A 4,462-nucleotide genomic window follows, 5' to 3' on the forward strand; every position below is an offset into this window, starting at 1 on the left:
TAAGGCTTATGCTACGGAAATCTCCACTATCGATATGGATTATCTTTATAATACTCTTATCGTAGGTGATATGTCCTATGCAACAACGCTATATCATTCAGGTGCCATTACCGCCGCTATGGCTTCCGATTCTGATGGCATAGCTATATATGTACCTGATGATCCAAACGGAGGAACAGGTACCGGTGTTGGAATCTATAGACAGGATAATCTGGTTGCAGATAATTACAAATACGGAGTATATACAATATATTATGGCGAGTTTGTTAACTTTAACAGACACGGCAATGGCTCTATCTTCAAGAGCTATAAGGATTCATCCTATACTTTTACAAGATCCTTCTACGGAATATGGACAGACGATTATCCCAATGGGCAGGGTAATGAAAGCTATACACAAGAATGGTTCGGTGAGTACAAAAGTGTTTCAGAAACATCAGGAGTGTATATTAAATATGCATTTACCGGTATAAAAAATAATATGACATCTTATTTTGGGACTTCTGGCGGAAGGGAAGGAATCTCTACATATTCTTACCCCTATGTCAATGGATATGGTGAAGGGACTGTATCCTGGACCATACAAGATGCCGGAAAGCCTTTGGAATCCGGAACTTATCAGATGCTTGGCGGATATCTTGTAAATGACAGAACAAGTGAATACTTTACTTCTCATACTGCCAGTGATTTTGATTCTCAGACCATGGTTATAGCTGCATGGGCAGAACAAAATCCTTACTATATTTCAGAAAGTAAAGTTAACCCCAGATCATATGACTATAGCGATTTTATGGCACTGAAGTAACTGAGTGTATTATGCTGTAATGCTAGTGTTCTAGCTCATTCATATTGAATCATATTAAAATATATATGTTATTGCAACAAGGAGAGTCTGTTAATTACATCAGACTCTCCAACGCTTTTATCTATTCATCAATATAATTACTTCTCACATAATCTTCGAAAAGAGGCAGTGAAAATGTAAGCGTTCCATGTTCATTACCGTTAAGTATTCCCCTCTTTATAAGTCTGTCACGATAAGGCGTATATTCATTGTTAGCTATACCAAGAATTTCTTTTATTTCACTAGTTTTTCCGTTTCTTGAACTAGCTACACCATATAGAAACTGCTTATCCTTGCCTGATAATTCATACCATATCTTTTCATAGACGTAATCTTCTAGATATTGCCTATATTCATCTAATGCAAGCTCATAGTCTCCATTGTGACTCCATGTAAAATATCCAAGCACCTGAAATGCAAAAGAATATCCTTTAGTAAGCTTAGCCATCTTGGTCGCCACATCTTCATTTATTTTAAAAGTCTTCTTATAATTCAGTGCTATAGTCCTTATATTCAAGGGTTTAAGCTCAATTTTAGGTGCTCTGTATAAAAATGTCAGATTCTTCTCATTTTGAAGACTATTTATATTCTCATACAGCCCCGTCATAAGAAGATACAATGGTAGATCTTGTCTGATAAAGATCTGAAAAGCGCAGGCAAATATCTTCATCTGCTCTGTAGCTGTCACTTCATCTATGCATACCATTACTTTCTTTTTGTGTTTTTTTATACTTTCAAGCATTTTGGAAATTGCGACTTGAACATTTGTAATAGGGACACTCCCCTTTACCTCTAAACCAATACCCAAAAAGGATAAATTAATGCTAGCCTGTTGGAATATTCTTGCCAGATAATCTTCGCTTGCCAACGCAGCAGCAAAATCAGATAAAAGAGCTCCGGATGAATTAAGCTCTACTATAATGAAATTTTCTTGTTCTTTAAGATTTTTGGCTACTTCCGTCATAAAGACAGTCTTACCACATCCTCTTACGCCGCTTATCATATATATCTGCTGCGAAGGCATATCTTCACCAAAGTTTTCCAATATATCAATCATCTGTGCAGCTCTGGATATAGCCTGCTTTGGCTCTTTTCCAAAAGTCAGTGAATAGGGATTTACGCTCATTTTCAATCCTTTCTTTATGTGAGCCTGTTTTATCATTATTTATTGTTTTTATCATTCTTTATCATTTTATATAATTTTATCATTCTTTATCATTTTTATCAAATTTGATTTTTCATGTTAAAAAGCCTTCCTATCATACCAAGGAAGGCTTTTAATTATATAATGAGGTAGGTGTCAAAAGTTCCTTTCCATCCAAGCTTAAATTTGCATCATCACCAATGATTTTGCACAGATAATAAGTTTCCTTTAGCAATTCTTTACACTGGTCATCATTTCCATTTCTATGTTCACATTCTGCCAGGATCATTAAGTATCCTGGCAGATTAACATAGGCCGAATACTTAATTGCAAGTTTTCTTCCTTCTTCAGCATATTCTTGAGCTCTTTTGTTATCTTCAACTATCAATAATTCTCTTGCTAAGCTAAATAAAATTAATGATTTATTCGATACAGATGGGATTATCAGTTCGAATCTATCGTCAATATTCTTTAATAGCTGTTCCAAGATATCTATAGCTTTTTCGTGATTCCCTAAGTCTGAATATAAATTTGCAAGCAAATTAGTGAGCTTAACTTCATCAAATGAAAATAGTCCCTTACTTAATTACTAAAACTTTAGCTTATAATTTTATCATAACCGCATCCTGTAGAAAACCCGGACCAAAACACAATTGCTCCCCGACGCGCTTTTTATCCGAGCCCAACATTTTTGTGGTTCGTTTTATAGTATTTAGTCCTTCCCTCTCCGCTAATAGCAAGATAATCATTTTTTACAAGATTGCCAAGGATCTTACTTCTGAAATATGAAGAATCACTCACTCCTAAATACTCAGTTATTTCTGCAGTTGCCTTTGCATTGTTATAACAAAAGGAAAGGATCTTCTCATCATATTTGCTTCCGTTTGGTACAGGAACATATACAAGGTTTTCAGTCGGTTCAGCTTCAACACCTCCATCATATGTAAGATCTGGAAGTACTAGTGTGAAGTGATCAGAAGTTGAGTAGATGTATGGTCTGTGCTTTTCATCTGCCTTTGAATAATCTTCTACGATTTTATCAAAACCTGTTCCAGCAGCTTCCATTACATTACAAGAAACAAGTATTCCACATATCAGCTCATTTCTCCTTTTTGACATTATAGAAGAAAGATCATATGTCTTTTCTATCTTTGTACTTTGAAAAAAGCTTCCAGGTGAAGATATCTCCAGTCTATCCCTGAACATATCAACCTGTATCTGCGTACCATCAAGAAAATAGTCTCTATGTGCAACTGCATTTATAAGGCCTTCAAACAACGCTCTTGCAGGATATGCATCAATGTTTATTCTTGAAGAAGCCTTTTTTACCATTGTATGATTCATCCTCTGGGTTATAAAATCCTGCATATATTCAATGGTATCGGTAAGACATCCTGTAAACTTATTTACAGTGACGATCCTCTCACTCCCTTTATTGAATCCGGAAAAAGCAGAGCACTGTACTTCTGTCTTATTATCCTTATAATCATCAGAAAACATAACCGCACCATTTGCCAAAATCCCATTTTCATCAAAAAAGCCTAACGAGGTAAGTGCCTTATCTGTAAGTTTTTTCCCTTTTGAATGTTCGTCATGAAACCTGAAGAGCTTAGAAAAATTATCCCTTATATATCTCTGATCTGACATGAGGGTATCGAATGATTTGTTCTGGCTACTGATGCTCATTTCAATTATCTCTTCATAAGTAGCTCCATTAGTGAAACCTTCTCTTCTCATGTATATTGAAGGAACATTTCTAAACTTTACGATTACAGGTCTTACAGGTGATTTCTCTACTTTAACTGCTATTATAAAAAGCTCTTTTTCTCTAATCTTATAGCTTATAAAATCAATTTTATATGGTGGTCTTGGTGACAGATGTTCATTTACCTGATTGTTGAAATAGTTCCTTTCGCTATCTGCCTGCTTGCGCTCAAAACCAATGAGCTTATTGGTCTTATCATCAACACCAATATACATGGTCCCACCATCAGCATTCGCAAAACCAGCTATTGTTTTTATCCATCCTTCAATATCATCTCTGTTAAGAAACTGCTTACATTCAATTTCTTTGCTTTCAAAAGCATTACCATTAAGGATTTGCTCTAAAAACATGCTTACATCCTCCTGTTGAAGTACTTCAATAACTACTTCAATTATACTTCAATAATAACTTCAATACAACTTCAATAAAAACTTCAATAGCACTTCAACAAGAACTTCAATACAGCTTCAATAACTTTTTTAAATTTCATTTCCATGACTAAGTTAGATAAAAAGCTTATCTTACTGGTTTTTATCTATTTTTATCATTTGTTAGCCTGCGCCACCTTACAATTCTTACTTACTACTGCAGTTAGCATGTAACATATCAAGATAATCTCTGTCCCAGAGCATAACGTTCAATTTGTCAGCCATCATAGCGGCAGGACTTGTAAAGTACTGGTTGCAAAGTACTGCTGCCACCATCCTGT

General features: G+C 35.1%; 4 protein-coding genes. 1 reads left to right on the top strand and 3 read right to left on the bottom strand.

Translation table 11 applies throughout. The features are described 5' to 3' along the window. On the top strand, positions 1-805 hold an 805-nt coding region (locus K6G87_RS00255; RefSeq protein WP_296832248.1), incomplete at its 5' end, for a hypothetical protein. 121 nt (positions 806-926) lie between these two features. Here K6G87_RS00255 and K6G87_RS00260 read toward each other — a convergent pair. The 3 genes from K6G87_RS00260 to K6G87_RS00270 form a co-directional block, all read right to left on the bottom strand. Continuing rightward, positions 927-1,970 (bottom strand): ATP-binding protein, encoded by a 1,044-nt coding sequence (locus tag K6G87_RS00260; RefSeq protein WP_296832250.1) that lies wholly within the window; start codon positions 1,968-1,970, stop codon positions 927-929. A 151-nt stretch (positions 1,971-2,121) separates the two neighbouring features. Further along, positions 2,122-2,529, bottom strand: a complete 408-nt coding sequence (locus K6G87_RS00265; protein WP_296832252.1) for a tetratricopeptide repeat protein — start codon at positions 2,527-2,529, stop codon at positions 2,122-2,124. 131 nt (positions 2,530-2,660) lie between these two features. After that, a complete protein-coding gene (locus tag K6G87_RS00270) occupies positions 2,661-4,103 on the bottom strand; it encodes an ATP-binding protein (protein WP_296832255.1) in 1,443 nt (480 codons plus the stop codon). Positions 4,104-4,462: the final 359 nt, after the last annotated feature.

It is taken from the genome of Butyrivibrio sp., from assembly GCF_024699075.1.